Origin of the sequence: uncultured Campylobacter sp. (assembly GCF_938041645.1) — a bacterium.
Classification (GTDB): Bacteria; Campylobacterota; Campylobacteria; order Campylobacterales; family Campylobacteraceae; genus Campylobacter_B.
Window position 1 is genome coordinate 19,601 of record NZ_CALIST010000045.1, and the last position, 26,010, is coordinate 45,610.

Genomic DNA, 26,010 nt, shown 5'->3' on the forward strand with positions numbered 1-26,010 from the left:
CTATTAAACTATTTTTGGTAGAATTTCGCCAAATTTTACGTAAAGGATTTGAGATGGCAAAAGATGTAAAAAAGGTCGTTTTGGCGTATTCCGGAGGACTAGATACTAGTATTATTTTAAAGTGGCTCGGCGATACTTACGGCTGCGATGTGGTGACTTTCACCGCAGATATCGGTCAGAATGAGGATTTGGAACCTATCAAAAACAAAGCTGTGAAACTGGGCATCAAAAAGGAAAATATCTTCGTAGAGGATCTGCGCGAGGAATTCGTGCGCGATTACGTGTTCCCGATGTTTCGTGCAAATGCCGTCTATGAGGGCGAGTATCTTTTGGGCACATCAATCGCCCGCCCGCTGATCGCCAAAAAACTAGTCGAGATCGCGAAAAAAACCGGCGCGGACGCCATAAGCCACGGCGCGACCGGCAAGGGCAACGACCAAGTCCGCTTCGAGCTTGGCGCATACGCGCTAAATCCCGATATTAAGGTGATTGCGCCGTGGAGGCTGTGGGATCTGAACTCTCGCGAGAAACTGCTTGCTTACGCTAAGAAAAATGGCATCGACATCGCCTCAAAGCCCGGCAAATCGCCGTATTCGATGGATGCGAATATCCTTCATATCTCCTACGAGGGCTTGGTGCTGGAGGATCCCGCTCATGCTCCTGAGGAGGATATGTGGCGATGGACCGTAAGCCCTAAAAATGCGCCCGATAAGAGCGAGATCATCGAGATCGAATACAAACACGGCGATCCCGTAAAGCTAAACGGCAAGGCGCTTAAGCCGCACGAGATGCTGGCAGCACTTAACGAGCTCGGCGCTAAAAACGGCATCGGCAGGCTCGATCTAGTAGAAAATCGCTATGTCGGCATGAAGAGTCGCGGCTGCTACGAAACTCCAGGCGGCACGATCATGCTAAAGGCTCACCGCGCGATCGAGAGCATCACGCTAGATCGCGGCGCGGCGCATCTAAAAGACGATCTGATGCCGCGCTACGCCGAGCTCATCTACAACGGCTTTTGGTTCAGCCCGGAGCGCTTGCTGCTTCAAGAGCTGATAAATAAATCCCAAGAGCACGTAAACGGCAAGGTTAAGCTAGAGCTTTATAAGGGCAACGTGACCGTGCTGGGCAGGGAGAGCAAGAGCGATAGCTTGTTTAATACCGATTTTGTGACGTTTGAAGAGGATAAGGTCTTCAATCAAAAAGACGGCGACGGTTTTATCAAGCTAAGCGCGCTAAGATTTATCATCGCGGGCAAGAACGGACGCAAGCTTTAGATGAAATTTTGCCGCACGGCGGACGGGCAAATTTCACAAAACGAAATTTTAAACTTTATCGGAAAAATGCGAGCGGTTGCGGGCAAATTTCATAAAATTTCACGAAATTTTAGATCCGCCCGCGCCGCCCATAAAATTTTATAAATTTAAAGCTAAATTTAAAAGGATAATGGATGAAAGTATTACTAATAAAAGACGTTAAGGGGCTCGGAAGGGCGGGCGAGGTAAAGGAGGTCAAGGACGGCTACGGCAATAACTTCTTAATCGGCAAAGGTTATGCCAAAGCCGCTACGACGGAGGTTTTGCGTAAATTTGAAGCGGATAAGAAAAAGCAGGCCGAGCTTGAAAAATACGAGGTCGCGAGCTTGCAGAAACTAGCCGAGGAGCTAGCTAAGATCCGCGTAAAGATCGCAAAGCAGACGGGCGAGAGCGGCGCGCTTTTCGGCTCTGTCACGAAAGATGAGATCGCAACCGCGCTAAAAGAGCAAAAGGGGATCGAAATCGATAAGAAAATTTTAGAGACCGAGGCTATTAAAACGACCGGGATCTACGACGTAAATGTCAAGCTAAAGCACGGCATAAGCGCTAAATTTGAGATAGAGGTGGCTAGTGTTTGAAGCGACTACCATTTTAGCCTACAAAGGCGCGAAGGGCTCCGTCATCGGCGGCGACGGGCAGGTTACGTTCGGAAACACCGTCTTGAAGGGCAATGCGACTAAAATTCGAAAGATCGGCAAAGAGGGCAATGTTTTAGCGGGCTTTGCGGGCAGCACCGCCGATGCGTTTAATCTTTTTGATATGTTTGAGAAGTGCTTAGATGGCGCAAAGGGCGATCTTTTAAGGGCCGTGATAGAATTTAGCAAGCAGTGGCGTAAGGATAAATATCTGCGAAAGCTCGAAGCGATGATGCTGGTGCTGGACCGCAAAAATATCTTTCTTCTTAGCGGCACGGGCGACGTGGTAGAGCCGGACGACGGCAAGATCGCGGCGATCGGAAGCGGTGGAAATTACGCTCTTAGCGCGGCGCGAGCTTTGGATAAATTTGCAAGCCTAGACGAAGAGGAGCTCGTAAAGCAAAGCCTTAAAATCGCGGGCGAGATTTGCATTTACACGAACGAAAACATCAAAACATACGCAATTTGGGACGAAAAGAGATGATGACGCCAAAGCAGATCGTAGAGAAACTAGACGAATATATAATCGGACAAAATAGCGCCAAACGCACGATAGCTGTGGCTTTGCGAAATCGCTACCGTAGGATGGCGCTCGAAGATAAGATGAAAAACGAGGTGATGCCTAAAAACATCCTGATGATCGGATCTACCGGCGTGGGTAAGACCGAGATCGCGCGCAGGCTTTCGAAGATGTTTGGACTTCCTTTTATCAAGGTCGAGGCGAGCAAATATACTGAAGTAGGCTTCGTGGGGCGCGACGTGGAGAGCATGGTGCGCGATCTGGCTGCAGCGTCGGTAAATTTAGTACGCGGCGAGGAATTTGAAAAGAACAAAGACAAGATCGATGATTACATCAAGCGTAAAATTTTAGAAAAAGTCCTTCCGCCGCTTCCGCGCGGTGCGAGCGAGGAGAAGGTCGCTGATTACGAAAAAAGCTACGAAAAGATGGCTGCCAAGCTCGAGCACGGCGATCTGGACGATCTTGGTATCGAGATCGAAGTGAGCGAAAACGCGCTTGAGTCAAATCCAAATTTGCCGCCCGAGATGGCGAATATGCAGGAAAGCTTCATCAAAGTAATAGGAATTTCGACGCGCAAAAGCAAAAAAGAGATGAAGGTAAAAGACGCCAAGGTTGCCCTCAAAAGCGAGGCTAGCGAGAAAGTTCTCGATATGGAGAGCATCAAAGCCGAAGCCGTTAGGCGCGCGCAAAACGAGGGCATTATCTTTATCGACGAGATCGATAAGGTGGCTGTCTCAAGCGGTAATAGCGGCAGGCAGGATCCGAGCAAAGAGGGGGTGCAGCGCGATCTGCTTCCGATCGTGGAGGGCAGCAGCGTAAGCACGAAATTCGGCAATATTGACACCGATCACATCCTTTTTATCGCCGCGGGCGCCTTTCATATCAGCAAGCCTAGCGATCTCATACCCGAGCTTCAGGGGCGCTTCCCGCTTCGCGTCGAGCTTGACAGCCTAGACGAGGCGGCGCTGTGCGAAATTTTAACCAAGCCAAAAAATTCGCTTCTTAAGCAGTACTCGGCGCTTTTAAAGACCGAGGGCGTGGAGCTAGAGTTTAGTGAGGACGGGGTTAAAGCGATCGCGAAATTTGCGGCGAGCACGAACGAAAAAGTCGAAGACATCGGCGCTAGAAGGCTGCATACGATAATGGAAAAGGTGCTCGAGGATATCAGCTTCGAAGCGGATAAGTTTAAAGGGCAAAAGATCGTCGTGGATGAAAAGCTCGTAAGCGAAAAGCTCGCAGGCATCGCAAGTGACGAGGATCTGGCGAAATATATTTTATAAGGCGGCGCGACAGCTACTCTTAGAATTCTGCGGAGCCGCGGAATTTTGCGGTTTTTAAATTTGCAAAGCGCTAGAATTTTAGGTTTGAGATTTGGCGAAATTTTAAAAATGCGCAGAATTTAATCCTTTTAAATTTGGCGATACTTTGAAATTTTAAGTCTGTAAAATTTCAGGAATGATCTAAATTTTATGCAGTGCTGATTATATATAATGTCGGCGTGGGATAAAATTTAAAATTTCGTAGATAATTTACGAAGTTGCAGGATTCGCGGCTCGCGAGATTTAAAGTGGATAGAATTCTGCGCCGAGGCGGGTAAAATTTATCGCTATCGCGCGGCTTGAAATTTTAAATTTTACCCACTTATGTGATGGCAGAATTTCAAAATTTAGCCGCTCGTGCAAGAGCCAGCCTGCGCAAAACGAGATTTTAAATTTGCTTGCTATGGTTTAATGCCCCAGTCGCAAGCAGGATAAAATTTTATAAATTTAAGGAAAATATGAAAAGCGGATTTGTAACGCTCATCGGGCGGACCAATGCAGGCAAAAGCTCGCTGTTAAACTATCTCTGCGGCGAGAAAATTTCGCTCGTCTCGCACAAGATCAATGCCACGCGTCGCAAGATTAACGGCATCGCGATGAACGGCGCAGATCAGGTGATTTTCACGGACACGCCGGGGCTGCACGAAAGCGCCAAGCTGATGAATAAGCTGATGGTCGAAGTGGCGCTCGGGGCGATTGAGGGCTGCGATTTGGTGCTATTTTTGGCGCCCGTGCACGACGATACCGCGGAATATGAAAAATTTTTAAATTTAAATCCTAGCACCAAACACATCGTGATTTTAACTAAAATTGACGAAGCAAATGACGAAAAGATTGTGCAAAAACTGCTGCAGTATCAAAAATTTACCGACAAATTCGAAGCGATAATCCCCGTTAGCATCAAAAAAAAGGTCTATAAAAAGCAGGTTTTGGACGAAATTTGTAAAATTTTGCCCGAGCATGAGTACTTTTACGATCCCGAAATTTTAAGCGCGACCAACGAGCGTGAAATTTACCGCGACTTCATACTTGAGGCGATTTTTGAGAGTATGAGCGACGAGATCCCGTATTGCAGCGATGTCGTGATGGAAAAAGTGGTCGAAAAACCCGGTCTAACCTCGGTATATGCGAGGATCATAACGGACACCAATTCACACAAAGAGATGTTGATCGGCAAAAACGGCGAGGCGATCAAGCGGATCGGAATTCGAGCCAAAAAGTTAATTTCAAATTTTTCTAAGGTCAAAATTTACTTAAAATTAACAGTTTTTGTAAAAAAAAGCTGGAAAAATGACGAATTTAGGGTAAAAACTGATTTTATCTATTGACATTTTATTTTATTTCTATTAGTATTAGCAGCGTAGAAAATTTCATTTGGAAGTGGAGTGTTATGGCAAAGAATAGTAAAAATGCTAGTTCGATTGTTGCGATTAACAAAGTCACGCAAACCATATTCGGTCTAAGTGAGAATGAAGTTTTCGAGCACGACTTCTCAAAAGCGAATCGTGCGAAGGAAACTTACGTCTCATATATTCCGTATAAGGATATAATGACTGCGACGGTCGAGATAAGCAGATCGGTAGAGGACGCGGATCTTTTAGATGCGATCGTCGTTAAGGTGTATGAGGAGCTGGGGCTTGACACCGCTTTGGATTACAAAATCACCTATAGTGAGGTAATAGGCGCTGGCGGCGATGATAGAATTTTCAATGTCTTTGTCGTAGATAATGCCAAACTCACTTCAGAATTCGATGCGATCGCCGCTAGGACGAACTACATCGACTATGTGGCTATGGCTCCGTTTTTATACGAGAGCTTGTATAATAGAGGCGTCCTAACTCGCGACGGGATCGACTGCTTTATCTACTTGCAGCGCGACGATGCGTTTTTGGTAGTGTATCAAAACGGCGAATATTTTCAATCTCGTCAAGTAAGATACAACCTAAAATTCTTGCATGAAAAATATGTTGAGCTAGTCGGCAGTAGAGTCGATGAAGAGAGCTTTTATAGATTGCTCTCCAAACAGGGAGTAAATTTAGAAAATCCGACCGAACGCGATTATATGATCCAAATTTTTGACGATATGTTTTACTACATCAACGACGTATTGAACGGTATTAGTAAAATTTACAACGTCAATATCCAAAACGTCTATATCGGAACGGATATCGGTAAAATTCCTGCGATAGAGGTTTTTGTAGAAAACAATCTAAAGCTAAGATACAAGGATTTTAATTTTAACGTTGCAATCAACGCAAAAGATTATCCGCTCACTCAGCTAGATATTTTGATGTTCTTGGTAGGTCAAGATTATTTGGTTACCAAAGATGACGATCACAACTACTCACCGTTTATGAGACCTCCGCCTTTGACCCAAAGATCAACCGGCAAGCTGATAGGCTATATGCTGCTAGGCTGCTTACTTGGTGCTGCGTATCCTGCGTATAACTTCGGCTATGGATATTATAATAATATGGTAGCTAATGATAAAATCAACGAGTATGATGGATTAGAAAAACAAATGAGTCCCGCTAGAGACGAAAGTGCGCGTTTGGATAAAGAGACTAAAGAGGTAAATGCCCAGGCTGCTAAGAGTGGTAAGGAGCTTAACGACAGGCGCGATCTAATTAATGCCATCTTAGACAAGAAAAACAATTACGCTATGAAGGGTGTTTCTATTTTTGAGCTAACCAATATGGTCGTTAAAAATAAGGGCAATATGGTTAGGATCGGTGATGAGAATAGGACTCTAACTGTTCAGGTGCGCACCAAAAACGATAAGCAGATGACCGAGCTTTTAGAGGATATCAGTAAAAAAGAGGTATATGGCGTGGATACTAAAACAATCGCGCTGCAAGAGGGTAATAAAACCGTCTTTTACGATAGTAATATCAGTGTGGAGGTTAAATAATGAAAAAGAAAAGTTCATTAGATCAACTTGATCAATGGTTTGCCTCCAAGGGAAATAGTGCAAATAACTATTTTTACATAGCTTTATTGTTTGTAGGTGTGGTAGCTTACTTTATTTTGAGTGGCTATGCGGATCCGTATTTAGAGGAGAGCGAAACAAATCTAAGTACTGCCACGACGAAGCTTGAAGGCGCACAAAGAGAGTATAACGAGTTTTTTGGCGGTGATCCTAAAGCTTTCGTTGATAATAAGCGTAATATCCTCAATGGTGCTAGGACCAACCTTAACAATATTATTGAAGAGCGTAAGTATCTAGACGGTAAGCTAAAAGAAATTTCAAAGCTTACCTATAATGAAAAGAACTGGGCTAAATTTATGGATAGCCTCTCAACGATCGCAGAGAATAACAATATTAAAATTTACGCTATTCACAGCGATAGAAGAGAGCCTAGCATCAAACAAATTTTTCAGCCTGAGGCTTTGCTGGATATAGATGTGAAATTTGAAGGAGCATTTTCGAACGTCCTTAGGTATATCAACCTTATCGAACAATCGGAGATGATCGTAGATGTAAATAAGATGGATATCAATGCCACTAAAAATGGCAAAATCGGTGGAAGCATCGGTATATCTATCTGGGGAGTAAATTACTAATGAAAAAGTTAATTTTATGCTCTTTGCTACTTTCTACTGCTCTATTTGCTGTAGATAATAATCAGACGGTGGCGCCTAGTAATGGAGCCTATAAAGCTAAATACGATGCGATATTCGATGATCTTAGTAAGCCTAGAGTGGGTCTTAGCGATGAGCAGATAGCTTCTTTGCAAGATCCGTTTTATCCTAAAGAAGCTAATGCGCCTAGAGAAGCTAATCAGCAGGTGGATCTAGGTTATCAGCTAGTAGGTATTATGGGTGATAAGGTTAAGCTAAACGATAAGTGGTATGGTTTGGGCGAGTATGTAGGCTCATATAAGATCGTGCAAATAACGGGTAATAGCGTTATTATTACCAACGACGATGAAAATAAAGTCGAACTAACACTAAAACAAGGAAGTCAAAATGTCATTATTACATATAAGTAAAAAGCTTAGCATAGCTGCTATGCTTGCTTTGTCTGTTACGGCTACTAGTCTATATGCCGCTCCCGCAACTGCAGGTAACTGCGATAGAAAGGCGCTAAATATTAAGATTAACGATACCGTTACGCTAAACGAGATGCTAACTCAGCTATCCGATATGTGCCACTTCTCAGTGGTAGCAAAAGACGCTATTGCTCAAGAGGAGATGAGTAAGCCACTGCAAGGTGTAAGCATCAAAGACCTTTCTTTACGCGAAGTTTTAGATCTACTCATAAAAGAGAATAATCTAAGCTATGAGTATTCTCATGGCATATTAAAAATTTCAGCGCTAGAGACTAGGACTTTTAAAGTGGATTACATCACCTCTATTAGAGAAGGCACTGCTGTTACTAAATCTTCTGTCGATTCCGCACCTACTAAAGTAGATAATGGCGATAGTGATAAAACAGAAAATGACGATAATAAGATCACTACCAAAGAAAAATTTGATTTTTGGGAGAAGATTAGTGAGGAAATTACCTCCGTTCTAAATAACGGTACCGAAAAATACGTCGCAGTCGCTCCTATTATAAATCAAAATGCCGGTTTAGTAACTGTTACTGCTATGAAGTCTCAGATAGCTCGCGTCGATAGATATCTAAGTGGTATGCAAAAACGCCTTAGTCGTCAAGTCTTGCTAGATGTAAATATCATATCTGTCGAGCTAAATAACGAATACACCACCGGTATAGATTGGAGTAAATTTCAACTAGGATTTAATACCTATGTAGGTGGAGATCCGACTAAGCTTTCAGGATATCACATAGATAACGGAAATAGAGGAAAGGCTAGCGATACTCACGGAACTTGGACGATAGGGGCTAATCTAAATTTCAATATCGACGGTTTGATTAACTTCCTAGAGACTAAAGGTAAAACTAAAGTTATTTCAAGCCCTAAGGTAACTACGATGAATAATCAGCCTGCTATTATCTCTGTAGGTGATACTATTAACTATGTATTAAAATCCACTACTACAGGTGATTATCAAGGCGGAGATACTCAGTCAGATGATCAGTATTCGATATTTGTAGGTATTCTTTTGAATATCTTGCCTGAAATTTCAGATGATAATAGGATTATGCTACGAATTAATCCATCTTTAAGCTCTCTTAAATACGCAGAGGACAATGTAAGAACAAATAATAGAAGAGAGATTGCGCCTGATACCTTACAAAAGAAACTCTCAAGCGTAGTTTGGGTAGATGATGGCGATACTGTAATTTTAGGCGGTTTGATTGGTGCAACTAAGTCGAAAGATAACACTAGGGTGCCTGTGCTAGCTGAAATTCCATTAATCGGAAATCTTTTCAAAAGTACTGCCGATGTTTTGCGAACGTCGGAGTTAATCTTCGTAGTAACTCCACATATCATCGACAATACCGGCGCGCCGCTTGCTACCTCTCTTAAAGAGCTAGGTTACTCAAAATCCATCTACGAAAATGAGTAATAACTATACGGCGATCAAGGAGATTTTTATCGAGGATAACGAAGTCTCAGACTTCGTTAATCTCGATAAATCGACCCTTGCTTATCATAAAATTTTAAATGCTTTGCAAAAGCCGTTAAAACTTATACTTTTCTACGGCAAACCGGGCTGTGGCAAGACATTTTTGCTTAATAAAATCAAGGTCGATCTTGAAAAAAAGGTAAGAGTCGTATTTGTGCCGCAGCCGTTTTTTGATGAGAAAGAATTTTTCTTAGAGCTTTATTCGCAGATTTTTCATTCTACTCCTAGCGAGCCAATTGATAATTATGAAAATTTTATGCGGATTTATAGAGAAAGATTTGGCATCTCTACCAATGTCGGAGCGGTAGAGCAGGTCGTTATTTTGCTTGATGAGGCTCAGCTGTATCCTGGGAATTTAATAGAAAAAATTCGTCTTATGGCAGATACTAGATTGTTTAAATTTTTATTTACGGTACATAAGACGGATGAGGAAGATCGCCTCGCGAAGGATTATTTTAAAACTAGAATTTGGGAGAGCATTGAGCTTCCTAATTCAAATTTAGGCGAAGTCAAGCTGTATATTGAAAAAAAGCTTGTGCTTCATGGCTTTCAACAATACTATTTTATGTTTAGCGACGATAATTTCGATTTGATTTTAAATTTAACGGACGGCAATATGAGGAATATCAACAAGCTTATGTATAAGATGTATGAGCTTTTTGAGTATTACGAAGTAAATAAACCTACGGAAATTAGTTTTTCGCAGATTAATAATAAAATTATAGAGATGGCAGCGATAGGCTCGGGGATAATAAATGCTTGAATTTTACGAAGTAAACGAACTTGAAAAAAAATGGGAAGAGTATAACAAAAACAGAAAGCAGTTTTCTTTCCTAAAATCTAAGCCGAATTTCGTGTTGAGATTCGACAAGACGATTTTGGGGCTTTTGATATTGATCTCGGTTGCGATTGGAGCGATATTCTGGCTGCTTAAAGATAGTGATAGCGTCAGTATGGCAAGTATCAATCAAAATATTGAAGACAAAGGTGGTGCTGTAAATTCTACTAATGATGCCGAGCAGCAGGCGGCAGATCTTGCAGTGCAAAATAATATCTCCAAAGAGGATTATAATATCAGTGCGCCGAAAGTTGCCCACACCTCTAAACACGAAAAGGAACGCCCAAGCTTAAATTTAAACGATGTGGGTGTGCTATCCAGCGAGGATTCAGGTGGGTTTAAGATAACCAATAATTACGAAAATGGCGGAAACTATGGCGGGCAGGCTCAGGCGCAAAATTTCGGCGGTCAAAATTTTGGCAATCAGAATTTTGGCAATCAAAATGTTCCTACGTTTAACGTACCTAATACCAATAACGCAGCTTTCGCAAATCAGCCGCCTAAAAACGAGGTTATAGATTTTGGGCGTGCTCCATTGCCGCCTAAATCAAATTTCTCGGGAGGTTCTACAAATACCGCAAGTAGCGCTCCGCTAAGTTCTAGAATTGAGATAAAAACTTCAAATTTAAGCGAAGATAAACAGAGCTTGGAGAGCAAATTTTACGCGACGAATAAGATTGAGTATTCGCTATCGCTAGCCGAAGAAGCGTATAATAAGAAAGACTACGATAATGCGATCAAATGGGCTCTTACATCAAATGAGCTTGATAAGGACAACGTCACCAGCTGGATAATTTTTGCTAAAGCCAATTATAAAAAAGGTCGTAAGGAAGACGCGCTTTACGCTCTTGAGACCTTTAACGCAAAGGCGAAAAATAGCGAAATTTCTAACCTTATTTCAAAGATAAGAAGCGATAAACTATGAAAATTTTATATATTTTAGCTTTTGCGATCGCGTCGTTATTTGCAGTTAGCGCCGATGACGTGCGCAACTGGGATCAGATCGGTCAGTATAACCGTATCTGCCAAGAAAGCGTGCGAAATTTATTCATCGAGGAACAGAGCGAGGCGCTTGCGAATATGTATGCCAAGGCATGCCTCAAGATGGATAAAGTAAATGAGCTCGTCGTGCCTACGGTGATGCTTTATAAGACGAAAGAGGCTCGCGAGAATGCTTCTCTTTATTCGACCATAATTTTTCAAAAAAAGATGCTTTATTTGGCGCTTTGCGACGGCGTAGACATAAGCTATATAAGAACGCCTAAAATTAATTATATTTTGTCTGAAATTTTTGATAAATTTACGGAGAGAGCATACGTAAAAAAGAGTGATACGTATGTCTTTACCCTAGAAAACGGCGAGCGCGCCGAGCTTTTTATCAAAGAAGAGGAAGAGGTAAAAAAGATGGTAATTGCAATTTATACTGGCGATAAGCTTAGCTCGATTAAAATTTATTGGTGATCGCGATGACGAAGATTGAAGAGCAGATCGTTGCGATTTTAATACGAAACAATATCCTTACTAGCACCGTTGTTCCGGAAATCAAGGACAAGATGGATATCGGCTTGACGCTAGGCGAGGTTTTAGTCGGAGATAACTATCTAAGCCAGGATGATTTTTGCTCGATTTTAGTTGAGCTGTACAAGCGTCGTCAGATAGCATTTGACGATATAAGCGAAAAATTTTCGATGGATCCGAAGGAATTTTTGCAAATTCTAGCCAAGAAAATGAACCTGTCGTATATGAATTTGGACGATATCGACATAGACTTCAGGCTATCGGAACGCACTCCTACCGCACAGCTTAAAAGATACGGCGTGATACCGGTTAAAGCGGATGATCTGAATATTTACGTTGCTTTTTCTGATCCGTTTAATCTTGAGTCGCAAGATAAAGCGCAGGCTATGTTTAGTAAACAGCTGCTTAAAATCGTAGTAGCCGATCCAAATCAGGTAAATAAATATCTATCTAAGCTTGAGCTTTCAGAGAGTATTAAGGGGCTCGTAGCAGAGATCCGCAAAGAGCTCGCAAACACTGGCGGTAGCGGAAGCAGCGATGATACCTCGGCGATTTTGAAGCTCATTGAGATGATAATCAGCCAGTCTATTAAGATGCGCGGTAGTGATATTCACATCGAGCCTACCGAGAATAACTGCGTCGTGCGTACCAGAATCGACGGAATGCTCGCTGAAATTTTTATCTTTGATAAGGATATCTATCCACCGCTAGTAAGCCGCTTGAAGCTACTTTCGAATATGGATATCGCCGAGCGTCGCAAGCCGCAAGACGGCAGGTTTAGTATGAAAATTTCAGGTCGCGAATACGACTTTCGTATTTCGACACTGCCTATTATCAATGGCGAATCTACCGTTATGCGTATCCTAGATAAATCCAAGGTTATCATAAGTCTGGAAAAGCTCGGTATGCACCCTGATAGCTTTAAGAAATTTAATAACGCTATGAAGGCTCCATATGGTATTATCTTGGTTACCGGACCTACAGGAAGCGGTAAATCTACGACACTATATGCAGCGCTAAACGATATTAAAAATATCGATACTAAGGTTATTACCGTAGAAGATCCAGTCGAGTATCAAGTAAATTTAATCCAACAAGTCCAAGTTAACGAAAAAGCGGGTCTTACCTTTGCTTCAGCATTGCGCTCGATCTTAAGACAAGACCCCGACATCATAATGATCGGTGAGATCCGTGATCAAGAGACCCTTAGGATCGCGATCCAGGCTGCTCTTACGGGACACTTGGTTTTCTCGACCCTACACACCAACGACGCCGTTAGTGCGATCCCGCGAATAGTGGATATGGGTATAGAGGCCTACCTCATAAGTGGTGCGCTCATTGCAGTAGAGGCACAGCGTCTCGTGCGAAAGCTTTGCCCGCACTGCAAGCAGCCTACGAATCTGCCTAAATCGATGCTTGATCAGCTGAAGGAATTCTTGCCTGAAAAATACACATTTTTTAAGGCCGTAGGTTGTGATCAATGCGGTCAAACGGGCTACATGGGGCGTGAGATGATTAGTGAAATTTTACCTATTACCGATAAAATGCAGAGCTTGATCGCCAACGGCGGCTCAAAGGACGATATGCGCGCCTTGGCGAAGGAGGAGGGATTTATAGATATGTTTGAAGACGGTGTTATACGTGCTGCGCGCGGAGTAACTAGTATAGAAGAAATTTATAGGGTGGCTAAACAATGAAAAAGCAATTAGAAGTTGAATACAACGCCAAGGGCGCAAGAAAGAAGATGTTTTTGCAAGCTAGCGATAAGGTGCAAGCAAACAACCTAATGAAGCAGCGCGTAGGCGGGACGATCGTGAAAAGAGGTGAAACCCAAGTCGTAGCGAATACGGGCGGCGATTTTAAGGCGCAGGTTTCGCGTATGCTAGGTGGTAGCGGAAGAGTTAGAACGCTGCCGTTAGTAGCGTCGATCCGTCAGCTTTCGGTTATGACAAATGCGGGAATTTCAATCCACGACTCGATCAAAGAGGTCGCAAGGGCGGCAGAGGATAAGACGCTAAAAGAGATTTTTAGTGCTATGAACGACGATCTTAACGCGGGTCTTAGTCTTACCGAATCTACGGAGAAATTTAGAGGACAGCTCGGTGATGTCGTCGTTGCGATGGTAAGTCTGGGCGAAGCAACCGGTAATATGGCAGAATCTCTAGCCAAGCTTGCCGCTATGCTTCAAGAGCTTTGGGAGAACCAGCGTAAATTTAAAAAGGCGATGCGTTATCCGATGATCCTTATGATCGTTATGGCGATTGCATTTTCGGTCTTGATGATGTATGTCGTGCCGAAATTCCGTGAGATTTTTGAGGATTTGGGCGCGGATTTGCCACTACCTACTAGAATTCTACTTGGTATCGAAAGCACGCTTAATAATTATGGAATTTTTGTTTTAGCGGGCATCATAGGCACTATCATAGCTCTTAGATGGGCATATCGCAATAACCCTGAATTTAAAAAAGGCTTTGACAAGACGATTTTAAAGGTCTATCTATTTGGTAAGATCATATTTTTCTCTACGATGTCGCGATTTATGCTTATTTTTACAGAGCTTGTGCGAGCGGGTATTCCTATTGCTGATGCGCTGGATACATCTGTTTTAATGGTGGATAATCATACTTTAAAAGAGAAACTCTCTACCGTTAAAATTGCCGTGCAGCAAGGCGTGAGCCTAACAGAGGCGTTTAACAATACAGGGCTTTATGAGAGTATGCTTATTCAGATGATCAGCGCGGGCGAGCAGGCCGGTAACCTCGATAAGATGCTCGGTAACGTCACGGATTATTATAAAGAGAAATTTGATGATATCATAGATAATATCTCAAGCTACGTCGAGCCAATCATGCTATTTTTTATGGCGGGCATGGTTCTTCTTTTGGCTCTGGGTATCTTTATGCCTATGTGGGATTTGGGCAAAGCCGTCAAAAACTAACTCCTTTAATTCCGCGCCTTCAAGGGCGCGGAATTTTATCAAAGCATTAAAATTTCGTCCTTCAAATAAAATTTTAACCTTCGTTTGGCTAAAATACCGCTTTAAATTTAAGGATCTATCATAATCAAAGAAGTATATTTTATCGTCATATCGGCTATCATAATATTTTTTGGGCTTGCTACTATTGCGCCCGATTCCGCGCTTGTGGGCAGCGCAGGCAACGCCATCCGCTCATTTAATACCCAGCTATTTGGCTATTTTGCATACATCTATCCGCTATTTTTGCTCGCCTTAGCATACGTAGCCTATAAGCATTTTCGTGGTTTTGACTTTAGATTTTTTGAGTTTAGCATCGGAGCTATTTTGCTGTTTTTTACCATTTTGATGGTGCAGTCGAGTCTCTTTGGCGCTAGCGGCGGAGCAGTCGGTAGCTTCGCGGTGGACGGGCTTAGGCGAATGATCGGAAGCGTCGGCGTGTGGATTTTTAATATTACGATTTTTGTGCTTTCGCTAGTGCTTATATTTGAAGATCGTTTTACCGACATCATCAAAAATTGCTTTATTGGCTCAAGAGATGAAAGCTCGCAGGATGAAATTGGGGATGATTTTGCTAGCGATGCGGATGCGGCGCAAAGAGGCGGGCTTGCAAAGCATTCGTCTGCGCAGGGCTTGAGAGGTGCGGAAAATTTTAACGCTTCGAATGACGCTTTGAGCACAGAGGACAATTCGGCGAAACAGGGTAATTTTGCGGAGCAGGGCGCAAGCGAACGCGGTTTTGAAAGCGGGCAAAATTTTCAAAATTTAAACGATGCTCGCGAGCCTGAAAATGAGCATAATTTCAGTGATGCACATGGTCCGCAGGCTTCCGCTGAACGCGAGCTTAAAATGCCGCAGAAGGGAAAGCCGAGCAGACTAAAAAGGGTCGAGCGCCTAAGCGAGGTCGCCGAAAACAAAAGACTTTTGGATCAGCTCGACAAGGGCAGGGTGGCTAAGCCCAAGGATTTTAAACTGCCGCCGCTTGACTTTTTAAATTTGCCGCCGAAAAAGAAAAGCAATATCGACGAGAGCGAGATCGATCGTAAAATTTACGACCTGCTCGATAAGCTGCGTAAATTTAAGATCGACGGCGACGTGGTGCGGACTTACTCGGGCCCGGTCGTTACGACCTTTGAGTTTCGCCCCGCTGCGCACATCAAGGTAAGTAAAATTCTAACGCTGCAAGACGATCTGGCGATGGCTCTTCGGGCGCAGACCATCCGTATCCAAGCGCCGGTTCCGGGCAAAGACGTCGTGGGCATCGAGATACCGAATCAAAATATCGATACGATCTATCTGCGCGAAATTTTAGAAAGCGACGTGTTTAAAAGCGCCTCCAGCCCGCTTACCATCGTGCTTGGCAAGGACATCGTGGGGCAGCCTTTCGTTACCGATCTTAAGAAGCTGCCGCACCTTCTCATCGCAGGCACCACCGGAAGCGGCAAGAGCGTGGGCATCAACGCCATGCTGCTTAGCCTTTTGTATCGCAATTCGCCCAAGAGTCTGCGCCTTATAATGATCGATCCAAAGATGCTCGAGTTTAGCATCTACAACGACATCCCGCACCTGCTAACGCCCGTCATCACGCAGCCTAAGCAGGCGATCATCGCGCTAAGTAATCTTGTTTCAGAGATGGAGCAGCGCTACTCGCTCATGGCGCAAAACAGGACGAAAAACATCGACAACTATAACGAAAAGATGCTGCGCGAGGGGGGTGAAATTTTGCCTTACATCGTCGTTATCATCGACGAGCTCGCGGATCTGATGATGACGAGCGGCAAGGACGTAGAGCACTACATCGCGCGTCTGGCGCAGATGGCGCGCGCCAGCGGCATCCATCTCATCGTAGCGACGCAGCGCCCTAGCGTGGACGTCGTCACGGGGCTGATAAAGGCGAATCTGCCTAGCCGCATCAGCTTCCGCGTGGGCTCGAAGGTCGATAGCAAGGTGATTTTGGATCAGATGGGCGCGGACAGCCTGCTCGGACGGGGCGATATGCTCTTTACACCGCCTACCGCGCCGGGGCTCATCCGCCTGCACGCGCCGTTTACGACCGAAAATGAGATCAACAAGATCGCGGAATTTTTAAAGGCGCAAGAAAGCGTCGTTTATGACGAGCGATTTTTGATCGAGAACGAGGGCGCCAAGCAAGAAGGCGGTATAATCAATCCGCAAAATATTGTGCTTGACGAGCTTTACGATGAGGCGAAAGCGATCGTTTTGGAGGAGGAAAAGACCTCGATCAGCTACCTGCAGCGCCGCTTACGTATCGGGTACAACCGCGCCGCGACGATCATCGAGCAGCTAGAACAGATGGGCGTTTTAAGCGAGATCAACGCCAAAGGTCAGCGCGACATAATCAAGTAAGCTTTAAAATTTCGATAAAATTTAAGCAGCGAAATTTTGAAATTTATCGGATTTGCGGCGTCGGAATTTTTAAAATTTGATGGGTCTGCGTCGGTGAAATTTTAAAATTTATCGGATATGAAGCGGTGGAGTTTTAAAATTTTTTGATTTACATGGCGGATTTTAAATTTTAAAATTTGCGCGTTCTGCAGCTCGCACTTGTATCTCTGCGGCTGCGGAAAGGCGGACGGTTTATACGGATGCGAGGATGCGATTAAAGTTCTTTGCAGTGGGTGGCGCTTTAAAGGTGGATGTAGCGCGGTACAAACAGCGCGTTTCGCAGCTTGCGTTTGCTGTACGCCGTTTTAAGATACATTGAAATTTTAAGGTGTGGTTTAAAATTTAAAGATTGAGCGCGAAATTTGCGGTTTGCGATTTTATAAATTTGCAAAGGGATGCAAAATTTGAAATTTTAAAATTTTGCTTTTTAGGGCTTTGGAATTTTAAAATTTGCCGCAGCGTATCGAAATTTTAAATCACGCCGTGCGTTCGATACGAGGCACCTTGCGGCTATGTAAGCGAGGCTGCTAGGGGGGGCTTAGCCTTGCCACTAAAGTTTGGTTTGCCGCGGAGGCCTAGCTTGTGCTGCGGAAGTTTAGGCTCTAGCCGTGTGCGAGCAGAAAGTTTTGCTGCGCACCAAAAACCGCTCCGGAAAGTACGCGATCTTAAGTGCCGCGACTGCAAAGGCGTTCAGACTTGGGCCGCGTGACGGCTAATTTGCCTAACAAGCAGCCGTGTTGCGCGCCAAAAGCTAACGTATCGCGGGCGCAGCGTGCGAGACAAACTTTTTGCGTGCGGTATTTCGTGCAGGCGTATTTTGCGGAAGCAGCGCTTTGCGGTATGTTTTGCGATGTGAACGCACCTTGCAATATCGCTGCGGCGTAAAATTTTAAAAATTTACATTGCCGTGCGTACGCGTATAAATTTAATAAAATTTGCGCCGTAGCGGCGAGTAAATTTAAAATAAAATTTCGCGGCATTTTGCAGTGCGAGCGTATTTATGGTATATTCTAAGCGTAGCCCGAATTGCAAGACGCGCTGTGTTTTGCGCACGCCGCCGCGCTATTAATATCTAAGCGCGCGGCTAGCGGGTTCGCTGCGTGGGCACTAAGCGTTACTACTGCACGGATATCGTGCGCCGAAAGGTAGATATGAGAGAAAAGAATGCGCACGTTAGTCCTTGTAAAAGCCAGGAGCCGAAAAACGATGCACAATCGCGCGTTTTGCGCCTAATTGCGCACCGAAATACGATGCGTGGCCCTTGTTTTGCGGCGTTGCACACTAAAGTTAGCGTGCGATCTTGCTTCGCGGCAGGGCGTGCTTAATGCACGCGAATCGTTGTGCTGCGCGAGAAACTATGCGCGATCGCACTTTGCGCTGCATGCCATAAGCTAGCGCGTGATAGTACTTCGCGACAGGGCGCGCTCTTAATCAGCGCGCGACCTTGCTTTGCGGTATCCGCGTTATGCGGGGTTTGAAACATCGCGCAGCAGACGAAGCGTGCACGGCGCACGTAAATGCGGATAAAATTTTAAAACGGAGAGACGATTGAGAACCGATAAATGGCTATATTACTTCACCTGCGCGCTCATTACGATCGGCATGATATTTTCGCTGTCGCTGAGCTCATATACGGTGCTTCTGCTGGGCGCTACGCCACTGCATTTTTTTTATCGTCAGTGCGCGGTAGGGATTGCCTGCATCGCAGTGATGTGGATCGTCTCGCGCGCCGATCCCGATAAATGCCTAACGCCGGTGTGCATGTCGCTTTTTGCGATAATGGGGATTTTGATGCTCGCGATGGGCTTTTTGCCCAAGTCCTTGGTCGCCGACGTAAACGGCGCGGCGCGCTGGATCAGGCTGCCGTTTTTTAATCTCGCGCCGGTGGAATTTTTCAAGGTGGGCTTCATCTACTTTTTGGCGTGGAGCTTCTCGCGCAAGCTCGATCACTCCAAAAAAAGCATCGGGCGCGAGATCGCGACGCTGCTTCCTTACGTAGCGCTTTTCGGCTTCGTCGTAATCCTGGTCGCTATCGTGCAAAACGATCTGGGGCAGGTCGCGGTACTGGGGCTTACGATGATTTTTATGTCGCTTTTTGCGGGCACGAGCTTCAAGCTCATCGGCTTTAGCTTTATGGGGATTTTGGGGCTCGCTTACGTTTTTATCGTCACGAGCGCGCACAGGGTCGATCGCGTGCGCTCGTGGTGGGGCGGCGTGCAGGATTTCGTGCTGTCGTTTATGTCGCCCGAAACTGCCGCAGGGCTGCGTATAGAGGACGCTAGCGCGCCGTATCAGGTCGGACACTCGCTAAATGCGATAAACAACGGCGAGTTTTTCGGGCAGGGACTTGGGCTCGGGAGCTTTAAGCTAGGCTATCTGAGCGAGGTGCATACCGACTTCGTGCTCGCAGGCATCGCCGAGGAGTGGGGGTTCGTCGGGATTTTGCTCATCGTGGCGCTATTTTATGCGATGCTCTTTCGCATCTTTCAGACCGCGAGCAAGTCGCCAAATAATGTAAATTTCCTCTTTTGCCTGGGTATCGGCTTTATGTTTTTCTTTTCGTTCATTATCAATTCCTACGGCATCACGTCGATCTCGCCGGTTAAGGGTATCGCCGTGCCGTTTCTAAGCTACGGCGGCAGCCACCTGCTTGCGGCGTCGTTTGCGGTGGGGCTCGTTTTGATGGCGTCGAAAAGGGCGAAATTTTAAAGCTTTTGCGGGCTTTTGGCGGACGCTGTTTTAAATTTGGCGTAAAATTTAGAGCCGAATGCGTTTGAAATTCTGCGCCGAAGCGCGCCGAGGCTCAAATTTAAGCGCGAAATTTTATAAATTTAAAGGAAAAGTATGGTCATAGCAATCAGCGGCGGCGGCACCGGCGGGCATCTGATAATCGCTAAAAATTTAGCCGCTCATCTTGCGAAGCAGGGCATCAGGGCGATCTTTATCGGCTCAAACCGCGGGCAGGATCGTGCGTGGTTTGAAAAAAGCGAGCTTTTTGCGCGCACCTATTTTTTGCAAAGCTCGGGCGTCGTAGATAAAAAGGGCTTTGCCAAGCTAGCCTCGCTGCTAAATATCCTGCGCCTCTCGCTTGCGGCGCGTAAAATTTTAAAGCAAAACGGCGTGCACGCGCTCATCAGCGTGGGCGGATACAGCTCGGCGCCCGCATCCATCGCGGCGATCCTTTCTCGCGTGCCGTTTTTTATCCACGAGCAAAACGCCGTTTGCGGGCGGCTTAACCGCTTGCTAAGGCCCTTTGCGCGCGCGTTTTACAGCTCCTATGAAAAACCTGCGTTCGCTTATCCGATCGCGGATATTTTTTTCGAGACGGCGCGGCCGCGCACGGCGCTTAAGAGGATCATCTTTTTGGGCGGCTCGCAGGGGGCGAGCTTTATCAACTCGCTTGCCGTGGAGCTTGCACCCAAGCTTTTGGGCCTCGGCTACGGCGTGATCCATCAGTGCGGCGAGCGCGAGTTTGAGCGTATCTCGCAGATCTACGCGCAGCAGGGCCTTGACGTGCAGCTCGTGGGCTTTTGCAAAAATATGCACGAGCTCATCGCAAGCGCCGATCTTTGCGTCGGACGCAGCGGCGCTAGCACGCTGTGGGAGCTCTGCGCAAACGGCCTGCCCGCGATATTTGTGCCGTTTCCGTTCGCGGCGGCGGATCATCAGTTTTACAACGCGAAATTTCTTAAAGAGCGCGGGCTTTGCGAAATTTTACGTCAAGAGGACGCAAGCGGCGAGCGGATCTTGGGCTTGATTGAGAGCTTCGACGTGGCGCGCGCGAGCAAAGGGCTGCTTGAGCTAGCTGATAAAAACGGCGCGCAAGCGATAATCGACGATGTGATGAGTAAAATTTAAGGCGACTCCGTTTTCATACTCGCGCTTTGTGCGTAAATTTGAGACGACCTCTGCACGAGGCTTTAAATTTATAAACCGATTAAATTTGACTTTTTGCGTTTGCGTAAATTTTACGCGGCGCTTCGGTTTGAGTAAAAATTTTAAATTTGCATGCTTGCAGGCGACGGACGTTTTTTTGATTTGCGCAAATTTAAATCCGCAAACAAAGCGCGCAAAAGTGCATTGAGCCGTAAAATTATCTGCGCCTAAAGCTGATTATCGCATCGTCGTTTTCTTGTTGATATTTTTCAAATAGAGCCTGATATCTTTGCGATTTTGCCGGATCATTTGAATAAATTCCCACTAGAAAATAGCACGCCTCCGCAAATCGCAACTCGCACGATCGCTCAAAGTATTGCGCGCCCGCCTCCTTGTCATTGTCGTCAAAATACGCGACGTAACCGAACATAAAGCAGCCCTCGCCGTTACCGAGCTTGCATGCTTTTTTATACAGTTTTCTGCCCTCTTGCGAATCTCTATCCTCGTAGCCTGCGAGTCTCGTGCAGCTTTCGCCGCCGTTAAGCTCGTAGCAGCCTTTTTTAAGCAGATCTTTGGCGCCATCTTGCGAAATTTCGCCATTTAATAGCATCAGGCTCGAAAGTACGGCGCAGGCATCGCCGTCTCCGCCGTCGCAATCTTCGCGAAATCTTACGGGGTTTTTCATTTTTAAAGTGCCGTCTTTGGTGCGAATAGAAATTTCTTTAGGATTTTTATTCGCGTCTTCGTTTGCTTGATTGGTCGGAATTCGGGTTTCGTTCAAAATTTCTGTGCGAGAAGATGCCTTTATCGCTATAAAAACCGCGATTATACATACGATGACGAGAGGGAGTATTTTTGGCGTAGATCGATTATTGCGCGGAGTGCGAAGATCTGCGTCTTTGATCGATTGCCCACCCCTTAAAGTGGCGGCGGATGGCTTGGTGCTCGGTTTTTGGCTTAAATTTACTGCCGAACCTGTGACTGATTTTTCGGTCAAATTTGCGGCAGCGCCCGTATCCATATCTGTATTGGCACTTGTCTCGCAGACATTTTCGTTTGAGCTTTTTAAATTTTTGCCACGTTTTTCTCTCAGTTCATTTATGCGTTGTATGATTTCTTCGTTATTCAAATGAGATCCTTTTTTGCTCGATAAATTTTGTTTTAGTTAAACGCCCGGTTTTATCATCAAAATCGCATTAATATCGGGGGGATTATATCATCTTGTTTTGAAATTTTCAAAAAACGACGACTAAGAAAAATCTGCAAATTTAGTGCAAATACGCCGCAAAATTCAGATGAGTTCTTGCCAAGATCATCTGCAGCTAGGTTTAAATTTCATATACTTCGGACGCGCGTAAATTTCCAAAACTTGATAGGATTCATATCAAGTTTATTTATTCTACTCTTGACAAGATTAGCACTCCATGATATAATCTGCCAAAATTTTCAAAAAGGACCGTATAATGGCAAAGAAAAAATTTAAGACCGAAGTGAATGATCTGCTAAATTTGATGATCCATTCGCTTTATTCGAACAAGGAGATTTTCCTGCGCGAGCTGATCTCAAACGCAAGCGACGCGCTGGATAAATTAAACTACTTAAGCCTTACGAACGACGAATATAAGGCGCTTTCGTATGTGCCTCGTATCGATATAAAGATCGACAAAGAGGCCAAAACGCTAAGCATCGGCGACAACGGCATCGGCATGGACGAGGCCGAGCTCGAGAGCAATCTAGGCACTATTGCGCGCAGCGGCACGAAGGGCTTTATGGCGAGCCTTAGCGGCGATGCGGCGAAGGACAGCAACCTCATCGGACAGTTCGGCGTCGGGTTTTATTCGGCGTTTATGGTAGCGGACCGTATCGAGGTGATCAGCCGAAAGCCGCTCTCGCAAGACGGTTATAAATGGAGCAGCGACGCCAGCAACTACATGGTTGAAAAGGCGGAAAAAGAGGACTTCGGCACGACGATAATCCTGCATATGAAAGATGAGGAGTTTTTGGACGGCTACAGGCTCGAAGGCATCATCAAAAAATACTCCAACCACATCCCCTATCCGATCTTTATGGATAAAGAAGAATACGTGCCTGCGCAAAAAGAGGGCGAGCAGGGGCATAGCGAAATCAAAAACGTCCAGATCAACCGCGCGAGCGCGCTTTGGCAGCTTCCAAAAAGCAGCCTAAAGTCTGGCGATTACAATGAATTTTATAAGCAGATCAGCCACGACAGCGGCGATCCGCTGTTTTACATCCACACAAAGGCCGAGGGCACGCACGAATACACAACGCTTTTTTACGTGCCGAGCAGCGAGCCCTTTGATCTATACCGCGTCGATTATCAAAGCGGCGTGAAGCTCTACGTCAAGCGCGTTTTCATCACCGACGACGCCAAAGAGCTGCTGCCTAGCTACCTGCGCTTCGTACGCGGCATAATGGACGTCGAGGATCTGCCGCTAAACGTAAGCCGCGAAATTTTGCAAGAAAATCGAATTCTAGCCTACGTCCGCGAACAGAGCGTGAAAAAAATTCTATCCGAGCTAGAAAAGCTTTTGCAGAGCGATCGCGAAAAATACATAAAATTTTACGAATTATTCGGCAAGGTTTTGAAAGAGGGGCTTTACGGCTTCGGCGCAAACAAAGAGGAAATTTTAAAGCTTTGCCTTTTTAAATCGAACCTGCGAGACGGGCTCATCACGCTTAGCGAGTATAAGGAAAAAATGGGCGCGGAGCAAAAAGAGATCTATTATATCGCGGGAAATAGCGCCGCGATGCTTAAAAGCTCGCCTCTGATCGAGAAATTTAACACCGAGGGCACGGAGGTGCTACTCTGCGACGATGAGATCGATACGATAGTGATGCCGGGCGTTTTTGAGTTTGATAAGACGCCGGTTAAAAACGCAACTTCGATCAAGCAAGAAGCTGCGAGCGACGATGCCGCGACGCCGCAAGCCAAAGAGATCGCCGCGAAGATCAAAGAAATTTTAGGCGAACGCGTCAAGGACGTTAAAATTTCATCGCGTCTAAGCGGCTCGCTTTCCTGCCTTGTTTTTGACGAGAACGATCCCGATTTTGCGACGCAGCAGCTACTTAAGCAGATGGGAGGCCGCAATCTGCCGCCAATAAAGCCGATTTTGGAGATCAACGCAGATCACGAGATCATCAAAAAGCTGCAGGCCGATAAACTGATGCTACCGCAAGTAGCCGAGATAATCTACGATCTGGCGCGCCTTAGCGAGGGGCAGGAGCTGGAAAATCCGAGCGAGTTTATCAAAAACGTAAACGAGCTGATCGCAAAGGCTCTGTAAATTATCTAAATTTGGGGCTTCTATCCGTTATCTAAATTCCGCGCGGCTGCATAGGCTGTATAAATCTATGGAGCCGCGCTCTAAATTTAAAGAGAAATTTCAACGGGCAAGCTTCGCCGCGCTTTCTAAATTTTAAAATTTAAAAACGGCGAAATTTCACCCTTTGATTTCGGTAAAAATTTTATTTGGCGGCTCGGTTTGGCGTTTTGAAAATTTTGAGGTTTTGATCGCTTTTATTCGCGAGTCGAGGTTGGAGCGAGAGCCGAAATATTCATAAAAGCGGGCGAGCCGTTCTTTGACATCATGCTTTCGAAAAACTCCTCCGCACCGCCCACGTGCCTGTAACGCACTCTAAAATTTTAAGCGCCTCGGCGTCTGCTGCGGCCTCTTGCGAGTGCGAGAACTTGCTACTTGCCGCCGCCGAGACGTATGATGAAATTTTATCGTCGGAATATCAGCGAGACCACGAGCGCGCCGCTATGCTTTTGGCGCAGTCGCGGTGCTTGAAGCGCGACAGCTCGTACGACGCGGCATGTATGAGGTCGGCAACAACCCCGACGGAGGCACTGCCTACAAGCTCATCCATACCGCAGTAGTGCCTCTAGCGGTCAAGACGGGCACCGCGCAGGTCGTAGGCATCTCGCAGACCGCCAAAAAGCGAATGAAAGAGGCTGATATGGACTACTTCCACCGCTCGCACGCCTGGATGACGAGCTTCGGGCCGTACGACAAGCCGCAATACGCCGTAACCGTGCTCGTAGAACACGGCGGCGGCGGCGGAAGCGCGGCAGGTCCCGTAATAATGCAAATCTACGAAAAACTCGTCCAGATGGGCTACATAGACGCCAACGCAACGACTAACAAAGACAGCGTAAAAAAAACGAAGTAGGGCGGAATTTTAAAATTATAAAATTTTAGAATTCTACTCGTCCTTTGCTTGCTTTAAATTTTAAAATTTAGCAAGCCTTTACGGGCGTGGAATTTTAAAATTTTACCTAGCAATGGGCTTGAAATTTGGTAAGCCAAGCGGTTAATTTTAAATACATCATAATAATAAAATGGATAGAATGCGCTAAAATATTTACATGCAAGCAAGGGATTTTATTAATAAAGAGATGATAGTAGTCGTAAGGTTTTTGATGGTACAATCATTGAGGAGGAGCAATTTTTTCTTCTTGCCTTTGATAAATATTTGGAGAAAAAGAAATTTTATAGAAGCGAATACGTATAAAATTAAAACATAAAAATAAGATAAAATGGAATTTAGTAAATTATGTATGATTACCAATAGATTTTGAGGAGCAAGAATTGAAGGCTATTTTTTATTGGCTATTGACGGAAATTAATTCTAAAGAGAGATATTTGATTGCAATGGATTGGAATAAGTTTTTGACTTTCCCCTTTTCTATATTTAAATACAATAAGATATTGTTTTTTATATATTTATTATGTCTTATACTTTTTGTAAATCTGGATATAGCCGTCCCAAATTTTCTTATTGGAAGTATTATTAAGCTTTTTTTAACTATATTCTTTTTGTTATTTCCGCTATCTTTTTGCGTAAAAAATGAAATGTTAGAAAAATATTCTTTTAAAACAACGATCCCTATCGAATATTTTGCGAGCGGCTTTTTTATTATATTCTGTATCTATTTGTATCTATTTAATAGCAAATTTAGGATATTTGTTTCAAGTGATTTTAAGGCAGAATTTAATCTATTACATACACTATCTTTTATACTAATATCAGCTTTAATATATTTTTGTT

General features: G+C 44.9%; 20 protein-coding genes and 1 pseudogene. 20 read left to right on the top strand and 1 reads right to left on the bottom strand.

Translation table 11 applies throughout. The features are described 5' to 3' along the window. Window positions 1-53: 53 nt before the first annotated feature. The 18 genes from Q0600_RS06715 (at window position 54) to murG (ending at window position 20,919) form a co-directional block, all read left to right on the top strand. Entirely contained in the window at window positions 54-1,274 is a 1,221-nt protein-coding gene (locus tag Q0600_RS06715; RefSeq protein ID WP_177386989.1) for an argininosuccinate synthase, read from the top strand. Beyond that, the gene (locus Q0600_RS06720; RefSeq protein ID WP_177386987.1) at window positions 1,275-1,418 is read left to right on the top strand and encodes a hypothetical protein; all 144 of its coding nucleotides are present in this window, start codon (window positions 1,275-1,277) and stop codon (window positions 1,416-1,418) included. Window positions 1,419-1,447: 29 nt separating this feature from the next. Continuing rightward, window positions 1,448-1,891, top strand: coding sequence for a 50S ribosomal protein L9 (gene rplI, locus Q0600_RS06725; RefSeq protein WP_298758411.1), 444 nt, complete (start codon window positions 1,448-1,450; stop codon window positions 1,889-1,891). Beyond that, on the top strand, window positions 1,884-2,432 hold the full coding sequence (gene hslV, locus Q0600_RS06730; protein ID WP_005870266.1) for an ATP-dependent protease subunit HslV: 549 nt from the start codon (window positions 1,884-1,886) through the stop codon (window positions 2,430-2,432). Before rplI ends, hslV begins: the two co-directional genes overlap by 8 nt. Continuing rightward, entirely contained in the window at window positions 2,429-3,748 is a 1,320-nt protein-coding gene (gene hslU, locus Q0600_RS06735; RefSeq protein ID WP_298758414.1) for an HslU--HslV peptidase ATPase subunit, read from the top strand. Before hslV ends, hslU begins: the two co-directional genes overlap by 4 nt. A gap of 497 nt (window positions 3,749-4,245) precedes the next feature. Next, entirely contained in the window at window positions 4,246-5,115 is an 870-nt protein-coding gene (era, locus tag Q0600_RS06740; RefSeq protein ID WP_298758417.1) for a GTPase Era, read from the top strand. A gap of 62 nt (window positions 5,116-5,177) precedes the next feature. Continuing rightward, entirely contained in the window at window positions 5,178-6,698 is a 1,521-nt protein-coding gene (locus tag Q0600_RS06745) for a hypothetical protein (RefSeq protein WP_298758420.1), read from the top strand. Continuing rightward, window positions 6,698-7,351, top strand: coding sequence for a hypothetical protein (locus Q0600_RS06750; protein ID WP_298758423.1), 654 nt, complete (start codon window positions 6,698-6,700; stop codon window positions 7,349-7,351). The genes Q0600_RS06745 and Q0600_RS06750 overlap by 1 nt, the downstream gene beginning before the upstream one ends. A 68-nt stretch (window positions 7,352-7,419) precedes the next feature. Further along, window positions 7,420-7,779 carry a hypothetical protein gene (locus tag Q0600_RS06755; RefSeq protein WP_177389139.1) on the top strand — a complete coding sequence of 120 codons (360 nt, stop codon included), beginning with the start codon at window positions 7,420-7,422 and terminating at the stop codon, window positions 7,777-7,779. Continuing rightward, entirely contained in the window at window positions 7,757-9,265 is a 1,509-nt protein-coding gene (mshL, locus tag Q0600_RS06760) for a pilus (MSHA type) biogenesis protein MshL (RefSeq protein ID WP_298098912.1), read from the top strand. The genes Q0600_RS06755 and mshL overlap by 23 nt, the downstream gene beginning before the upstream one ends. Further along, the gene (locus Q0600_RS06765; protein WP_297946458.1) at window positions 9,258-10,088 is read left to right on the top strand and encodes an ATP-binding protein; all 831 of its coding nucleotides are present in this window, start codon (window positions 9,258-9,260) and stop codon (window positions 10,086-10,088) included. Before mshL ends, Q0600_RS06765 begins: the two co-directional genes overlap by 8 nt. Beyond that, on the top strand, window positions 10,081-11,088 hold the full coding sequence (locus Q0600_RS06770) for a hypothetical protein (protein WP_298758427.1): 1,008 nt from the start codon (window positions 10,081-10,083) through the stop codon (window positions 11,086-11,088). The genes Q0600_RS06765 and Q0600_RS06770 overlap by 8 nt, the downstream gene beginning before the upstream one ends. Next, window positions 11,085-11,624: a hypothetical protein gene (locus Q0600_RS06775; RefSeq protein ID WP_297923674.1), complete on the top strand. Its 540-nt coding sequence runs from the start codon at window positions 11,085-11,087 to the stop codon at window positions 11,622-11,624. The genes Q0600_RS06770 and Q0600_RS06775 overlap by 4 nt, the downstream gene beginning before the upstream one ends. A 5-nt stretch (window positions 11,625-11,629) precedes the next feature. Then, complete coding sequence (locus tag Q0600_RS06780; RefSeq protein ID WP_177389147.1) at window positions 11,630-13,378, top strand: GspE/PulE family protein; 1,749 nt, start codon at window positions 11,630-11,632, stop codon at window positions 13,376-13,378. Next, complete coding sequence (locus Q0600_RS06785; protein ID WP_297903504.1) at window positions 13,375-14,619, top strand: type II secretion system F family protein; 1,245 nt, start codon at window positions 13,375-13,377, stop codon at window positions 14,617-14,619. Before Q0600_RS06780 ends, Q0600_RS06785 begins: the two co-directional genes overlap by 4 nt. A gap of 159 nt (window positions 14,620-14,778) precedes the next feature. Continuing rightward, complete coding sequence (locus tag Q0600_RS06790; RefSeq protein ID WP_298758449.1) at window positions 14,779-17,022, top strand: DNA translocase FtsK; 2,244 nt, start codon at window positions 14,779-14,781, stop codon at window positions 17,020-17,022. Window positions 17,023-18,609: 1,587 nt separating this feature from the next. Further along, window positions 18,610-19,770, top strand: coding sequence for an FtsW/RodA/SpoVE family cell cycle protein (locus Q0600_RS06795; RefSeq protein ID WP_298758430.1), 1,161 nt, complete (start codon window positions 18,610-18,612; stop codon window positions 19,768-19,770). Window positions 19,771-19,905: 135 nt separating this feature from the next. Next, window positions 19,906-20,919, top strand: a complete 1,014-nt coding sequence (gene murG, locus Q0600_RS06800) for an undecaprenyldiphospho-muramoylpentapeptide beta-N-acetylglucosaminyltransferase (RefSeq protein WP_298758433.1) — start codon at window positions 19,906-19,908, stop codon at window positions 20,917-20,919. Between the two features lie 235 nt (window positions 20,920-21,154). Here murG and Q0600_RS06805 read toward each other — a convergent pair whose 3' ends face one another. Further along, entirely contained in the window at window positions 21,155-22,066 is a 912-nt protein-coding gene (locus Q0600_RS06805) for a hypothetical protein (RefSeq protein WP_298758436.1), read from the bottom strand. Window positions 22,067-22,400: 334 nt separating this feature from the next. Here Q0600_RS06805 and htpG point away from each other — a divergent pair, with 334 nt between their 5' ends. Both htpG and Q0600_RS06815 read left to right on the top strand, forming a co-directional pair. Beyond that, window positions 22,401-24,242, top strand: a complete 1,842-nt coding sequence (gene htpG / locus Q0600_RS06810) for a molecular chaperone HtpG (protein WP_298758439.1) — start codon at window positions 22,401-22,403, stop codon at window positions 24,240-24,242. 514 nt (window positions 24,243-24,756) lie between these two features. Next, window positions 24,757-25,131: pseudogene (locus tag Q0600_RS06815) on the top strand (penicillin-binding transpeptidase domain-containing protein); the annotation flags it as partial. Between the last annotated feature and the right edge of the window lie 879 nt (window positions 25,132-26,010).

Coding starts and splice junctions, on each gene's coding strand:
- Q0600_RS06715 (WP_177386989.1), top strand. CDS start 54: ATGGCAAAAGATGTAAAAAAGGTCGTTTTGGCGTATTCCGGAGGACTA.
- Q0600_RS06720 (WP_177386987.1), top strand. CDS start 1,275: ATGAAATTTTGCCGCACGGCGGACGGGCAAATTTCACAAAACGAAATT.
- rplI (WP_298758411.1), top strand. CDS start 1,448: ATGAAAGTATTACTAATAAAAGACGTTAAGGGGCTCGGAAGGGCGGGC.
- hslU (WP_298758414.1), top strand. CDS start 2,429: ATGATGACGCCAAAGCAGATCGTAGAGAAACTAGACGAATATATAATC.
- era (WP_298758417.1), top strand. CDS start 4,246: ATGAAAAGCGGATTTGTAACGCTCATCGGGCGGACCAATGCAGGCAAA.
- Q0600_RS06745 (WP_298758420.1), top strand. CDS start 5,178: ATGGCAAAGAATAGTAAAAATGCTAGTTCGATTGTTGCGATTAACAAA.
- Q0600_RS06750 (WP_298758423.1), top strand. CDS start 6,698: ATGAAAAAGAAAAGTTCATTAGATCAACTTGATCAATGGTTTGCCTCC.
- mshL (WP_298098912.1), top strand. CDS start 7,757: ATGTCATTATTACATATAAGTAAAAAGCTTAGCATAGCTGCTATGCTT.
- Q0600_RS06765 (WP_297946458.1), top strand. CDS start 9,258: ATGAGTAATAACTATACGGCGATCAAGGAGATTTTTATCGAGGATAAC.
- Q0600_RS06770 (WP_298758427.1), top strand. CDS start 10,081: ATGCTTGAATTTTACGAAGTAAACGAACTTGAAAAAAAATGGGAAGAG.
- Q0600_RS06775 (WP_297923674.1), top strand. CDS start 11,085: ATGAAAATTTTATATATTTTAGCTTTTGCGATCGCGTCGTTATTTGCA.
- Q0600_RS06780 (WP_177389147.1), top strand. CDS start 11,630: ATGACGAAGATTGAAGAGCAGATCGTTGCGATTTTAATACGAAACAAT.
- Q0600_RS06785 (WP_297903504.1), top strand. CDS start 13,375: ATGAAAAAGCAATTAGAAGTTGAATACAACGCCAAGGGCGCAAGAAAG.
- murG (WP_298758433.1), top strand. CDS start 19,906: ATGGTCATAGCAATCAGCGGCGGCGGCACCGGCGGGCATCTGATAATC.
- htpG (WP_298758439.1), top strand. CDS start 22,401: ATGGCAAAGAAAAAATTTAAGACCGAAGTGAATGATCTGCTAAATTTG.